Below are 5,249 nucleotides of genomic sequence, written 5' to 3'. Positions count from 1 at the left end.
TCCTCGGACAGCGCGCCGCGCATGCCGACGGGGCGGTTGTCCGCGGTGTGCGTCGCGGTGACGAAGTCCCAGGCGCGGCGCGCTGTCCGAGGAGTACCTGCGCCGGATCGCGGTGCTGCGCCTGTACCGCACCGATCCGACCAGCCGGATCGGCGTCATCCAGCGGGTGCAGGTCCGCTCCCGCACCATCAATGTGCAGCCCCCCTCCTGGAGCGGTGAACAGGTGCCCGACAAGCCGGTCTACCGGATGCTGCCCTGGTGGACGGTGAGTGCCGTCGAGGCCGCCGGAGGTGTGCGGTGAACCAGCCCTCTCAGTTCCCCTCGCGCGGGTCCGCCCAGGTCCTCTCGCGCGGGCTCGCCCGTGTCACCGAGGCGGCGCTCGGGCCGTACCAGAGCGCCGTGATCCGGATCGGCTTCGCCGGTACCTGGCTGTTCTTCCTGCTGCGCGAGTTCCCCCACCGCCAGGAGCTGTACGGCCCCGACGGTCCCTGGGACTGGAACATGGGCCGACGGCTGATCCTGGACAACCACGCCTTCACGGCCCTCATGTGGTCGAGCGGGCAGCTGTGGTTCGAGTGCGTCTACGCGCTCGCGATCTTCGCCAGTGCCGCGCTGCTGCTCGGCTGGCGCACCCGTACGGCGTCCGTGCTGTTCATGGTGGGCGTCCTGTCGCTCCAGAACCGCAGTGTCTTCGTCGGCGACGGCGGCGACAACGTGTTGCACCTGATGGCCATCTACCTCGTGTTCACACGCTGCGGACAGGTGTGGTCTCTCGACGCGCGGCGCAGGGCGCGCGAACAGCGGATCCCCACCGACTGGACCGGCCTCACCCTGTGGACGGTCCTCGGCTTCGTCCTGGTCATGATGACCGCGGCGGGCCGGCTCTTCGACAGCGCCTGGCTGATCCCCGTCCTGCTGTGCGCGGCGTGGGTGGGTCTCGCCCTGTGGTGGCTGGTCCAGCGGCTGGCGCGCTCGGCCGAGCCGCGGATCCTGCTGGACGTGATCGCCAACGTCCTGCACAACGGGGCCCTGGTGGTGATCATGGCCGAGGCGTGCCTGATCTACGCCACGGCCGGCTGGTACAAGATCCAGGGCTCCCGCTGGCAGGACGGCACCGCCGTCTACTACCCGCTGCACCTGGACTACTTCTCGCCCTGGCCCGGTCTCGCCGATCTGATGTCCACCAGCGGCACCATCCTGATGGTCGTGGCGTACGGCACCGTCATCGTGCAGGTCGCCTTCCCGTTCACCCTGCTCAACCGGCGGGTGAAGAACGTGCTGCTGGTGCTGCTGATGACGGAGCACTTCGTGATCGCGATCGTGCTCGGCCTGCCGTTCTTCTCGCTGGCGATGATCACCGCGGACGCGGTCTTCCTGCCGACGTCCTTCCTGCGCCGGGTCGGTGCCTTCGCCGCCCGCGCGCGGGGACGGTTCGGCAAGGGCGGCGGCGAGGACGGTACGGTGCCCGCGCCCCGCGCCCCGGAGGACAGCACGCCCGGCCGCGTAGGGTTCACGGCATGACCGACCCGTTGATCCGCTGGCGCGAGCACGCCGCCGGTGCCGTGCTGCTCGACGGCTTCCACGCCCTCAAGCACGCGCTGCGTTTCGGGGCCGAGGTACCGGTGGCGGTCACCACCGACCGGCGGGCCGCGCTCGCCCTGGCCGAGGAACTCGCCGGGGACGTACGGGAGACCCTGGACGGTCTGCTCATCGAGGTGCCCGAGCAGACGTACGCCGCGCTCCTGGCCCGCCCGCATCCGACGGGGGTCGCCGCGCTCGCCGTACGACCCGCCCGTGCGGCCCATCTGGAGGCGCTCGCCCGGATGCCGCGCACCGCACCCGTGGTGGTCCTCGACAACCCCCGCAACCTCGGCAACGCGGGCGCGGTGATCCGGCTGGCCGCCGGTTTCGGGGCGACCGGCGTGGTCACCACCGGCACGCTCGACCCCTGGCACCCCACGGTGGTACGCGGCGGCGCGGGCCTGCACTTCGCGACCGCCGTGGAGCGCCTCGGCGTCGACGAGCTGCCGCCCGGCCCGCTGTTCGCCCTCGATCCCGAGGGCGAGGACATCAGGGGCACCGAGCTGCCCGATGACGCCGTGCTCGCGTTCGGTTCGGAGCGCACCGGTCTGTCGGCGGAGGTACGCGCGCGTGCCGACCATCTGCTGCGGCTGCCGATGCGCCCCCAGGTCTCCAGTTACAACCTCGCCACCAGCGTGGCGATGACGCTGTACCACTGGAGCGCCACCGCGGGCGCACCCGCCGCGTAGCCTTCGCGGCCGTCGGGAGAAGAAACCCGCTTCTCCCGACGGCCCTTTCCGCTAGCCCTGGTGGCGCACCTCGACCACCCGGAAGCGGTTCGCCACGAAGGCGCCGTCGCACAGGGCCGCGTTCGCCGCCGGGTTGCCGCCCGAGCCGTGGAAGTCGGAGAAGGCGGCCGTCTGGTTCACGAACACCCCACCCGTGAGGTTGAAGGACAGCTGGGCGGCCTCCTCCAGGCACACCTCCTCGATGGCCCGCTCCACCTCGCTGTCCGTGGTGTACGCGCCGACCGTCATCGCGCCCTTCTCACGGACCGTGCGCCGCAGCAGCTCCACCGCGTCGGTCACCGAGTCGAGGGCGACGGCGAAGGAGACCGGGCCGAAGCACTCGCTCATGTAGGCGGCCTCGGCGTCCGGCTTGGCGCCGTCCAGCTTGACGATCACCGGGGTGCGCACCACCGCGTCCGGGAACTCCGGGTTGCTGATCTCCCGCGAGGCGAGGGCGACCTCGCCGAGACCGGCCGCGGCCTCCAGCCGGGCCTTGACGTCGGGGTTGACGATCGCGCCCAGCAGCGCGTTGGCCCGCGCGTCGTCGCCGAGCAGACCGTCGACCGCGCGGGCGAGGTCGGCGGTGACCTCGTCGAAGGTCTTCGGGCCCTGGTCGGTGAGGATGCCCTCGCGCGGGATCAGCAGGTTCTGCGGGGTGGTGCACATCTGGCCGCTGTACAGGGACAGCGAGAACGCCAGGTTGGACAGCATCCCCTTGTAGTCGTCCGTGGAGTGCACGATCACCGTGTTGACGCCGGCCTTCTCCGTGTAGACCTGCGCCTGGCGGGCGTTTGCCTCCAGCCAGTCGCCGAAGGACGTCGAACCGGTGTAGTCGATGATCCGGATCTCCGGGCGGGTGGCGAGGGCCTTGGCGATGCCCTCGCCGGGACGCTCGGCGGCCAGCGCGACCAGGTCGGCGGCGAAACCGGCCTCGGTGAGCACCTCGCGGGCGATCCGCACGGTCAGCGCGAGCGGGAGCACCGCGCGCGGGTGCGGCTTGACCAGGACCGCGTTGCCGGTCGCCAGGGAGGCGAACAGGCCCGGGTAGCCGTTCCACGTCGGGAAGGTGTTGCAGCCGATGACCAGGCCGATGCCGCGCGGCACGGGCGTGAAGTTCTTGGTGAGCACCAGCGGATCGCGCTTGCCCTGCGGCTTGGACCACTCGGCGCTCTCGGGGGTGCGGACCTGCTCCGCGTACGCGTACGCCACCGCCTCCAGACCGCGGTCCTGGGCGTGCGGGCCGCCCGCCTGGAACGCCATCAGGAAGGCCTGGCCGCTGGTGTGCATGACGGCGTGCGCGAACTCGTGCGTCCGGTCGCTGATGCGCTTGAGGATCTCCAGGCAGACCACGGCACGCACCTCGGCGCCCGCGTCCCGCCAGGCCGGCTGCCCGGCCTTCATCGCGGGCAGCAGTACGTCCAGGTCGGCGTGCGGGTAGCTCACGCCCAGCTCGATGCCGTACGGCGAGATCTCACCGCCCACCCAGTCGTCCGTGCCCGCCTGGCCGAGGTCGAGGCGGGTGCCGAGCAGGGCGTCGAAGGCGGTCTTGCCCGCGGCCGCGTCCAGGCTGCCGTGTTCGCCGTACGCCTTGGGGTGCTCGGGGTGCGGGGACCAGTACGCGCGCGTGCGGATCGCTTCCAGGGCCTGGTCGAGAGTGGGCCGGTGCTTCGCGATCAGCTCGGGGGCGGTCAGTTCGGCGGCCATGCGGGACCAACTCCTCGTCTGGAGAACTCGTCTTCGAGTTCCGGACCTGGCGGAAAGAGCAGCGGGATGGGACGGTCAGGGCTAGAGTAACCGAACGATCGGTCGGTTCAAGGGGGTCCGCCGCATCTGTGGAAAACCCCGTGCGGGAGGATCGCGCACATGACAGCACTCGACCTCAGCAGCCCCGTGGCCGTCGTCGGCACCGGCACCATGGGCCAGGGCATCGCCCAGGTCGCACTGGTCGCCGGCCACCCCGTGCGGCTCTACGACACCGCACCCGGGCGGGCCCGGGAGGCGGCCGCGGCGATCGGCGCGCGCCTGGACCGGCTGGTGGAGAAGGGCCGGCTCGACGCCACCGCCCGGGACGCGGCCCGCGCCCGTCTCGCACCCGCGGAGGCGCTCGCGGAGCTGGCCGACTGCGGCCTCGTCGTGGAGGCCGTGGTGGAGCGGCTGGACGTCAAGCAGCGGCTCTTCGGCGAGCTGGAGGACGTCGTCGACGAGGACTGCCTGCTCGCCACCAACACCTCCTCGCTGTCGGTGACGGCGATCGGCGGCGCCCTGCGCCATCCGGGCCGCTTCCTCGGCCTGCACTTCTTCAACCCCGCGCCGCTGCTGCCGCTGGTCGAGGTCGTCTCCGGGTTCGCCACCGACGTCACCTCGGCCACCCGCGCCTACGAGACCGCCCGCGCCTGGGGCAAGACCCCGGTGGCCTGCGCGGACACCCCCGGCTTCATCGTGAACCGGATCGCCCGGCCCTTCTACGCCGAGGCGTTCGCCGTCTACGAGGCCCAGGCCGCCGACCCGGCCACCATCGACGCGGTCCTGCGCGAGTCGGGTGGCTTCCGCATGGGCGCGTTCGAACTCACCGACCTGATCGGCCAGGACGTCAACGAGGCGGTGACGCACTCGGTGTGGCAGGCCTTCTTCCAGGACGTGCGGTTCACCCCCTCGCTGGCCCAGCGCCGCCTGGTGGAGTCCGGCCGCCTGGGCCGCAAGGCCGGCCACGGCTGGTACGACCACGGGGAGGGCGCCGAGAAGCCCGAGCCGCACACGGCCGACAAGGAGCAGCCGCCCGCCTATGTCCTCGCCGAGGGCGATCTCGGCCCCGCCGCCGAACTGCTCGCGCTGATCCGCGAGGCGGGCATCCAGGTCCGTACGGAGGACGGCGACGAGGACGGCCACCTGGAGCTGCCCGGCGGCGGCCAGCTGGTCCTCGCCGACGGCCAGACCTCCGTG

Annotated in this window: 5 protein-coding genes; 4 read left to right on the top strand and 1 reads right to left on the bottom strand. The window is 72.0% G+C overall.

Going from position 1 to position 5,249, the window contains the following annotated elements:
- Positions 1–112 precede the first annotated feature (112 nt).
- From CCN72_RS25370 to CCN72_RS25360, 3 genes are read left to right on the top strand one after another with little or no spacing between them, the layout of a single operon-like run.
- Entirely contained in the window at positions 113–301 is a 189-nt protein-coding gene (locus CCN72_RS25370) for a DUF5819 family protein (protein WP_341868892.1), read from the top strand.
- Positions 298–1,521 carry an HTTM domain-containing protein gene (locus tag CCN72_RS25365; RefSeq protein ID WP_086809913.1) on the top strand — a complete coding sequence of 408 codons (1,224 nt, stop codon included), beginning with the start codon at positions 298–300 and terminating at the stop codon, positions 1,519–1,521. Before CCN72_RS25370 ends, CCN72_RS25365 begins: the two co-directional genes overlap by 4 nt.
- The gene (locus CCN72_RS25360) at positions 1,518–2,270 is read left to right on the top strand and encodes a TrmH family RNA methyltransferase (RefSeq protein WP_086809911.1); all 753 of its coding nucleotides are present in this window, start codon (positions 1,518–1,520) and stop codon (positions 2,268–2,270) included. The genes CCN72_RS25365 and CCN72_RS25360 overlap by 4 nt, the downstream gene beginning before the upstream one ends.
- 51 nt (positions 2,271–2,321) lie before the next feature.
- Here CCN72_RS25360 and paaN read toward each other — a convergent pair whose 3' ends face one another.
- A complete protein-coding gene (gene paaN, locus CCN72_RS25355; RefSeq protein WP_086809909.1) occupies positions 2,322–4,013 on the bottom strand; it encodes a phenylacetic acid degradation protein PaaN in 1,692 nt (563 codons plus the stop codon).
- A 159-nt stretch (positions 4,014–4,172) separates the two neighbouring features.
- Here paaN and CCN72_RS25350 point away from each other — a divergent pair.
- Positions 4,173–5,249: 3-hydroxyacyl-CoA dehydrogenase NAD-binding domain-containing protein (locus CCN72_RS25350; protein WP_086809907.1), on the top strand; the 1,077-nt coding region annotated here is incomplete at its 3' end.

This window comes from Streptomyces murinus, from assembly GCF_002154555.1.
Taxonomy (GTDB): Bacteria; Actinomycetota; Actinomycetes; order Streptomycetales; family Streptomycetaceae; genus Streptomyces; species Streptomyces murinus.
This window is presented reverse-complemented; position numbering and strand designations above follow the sequence as displayed.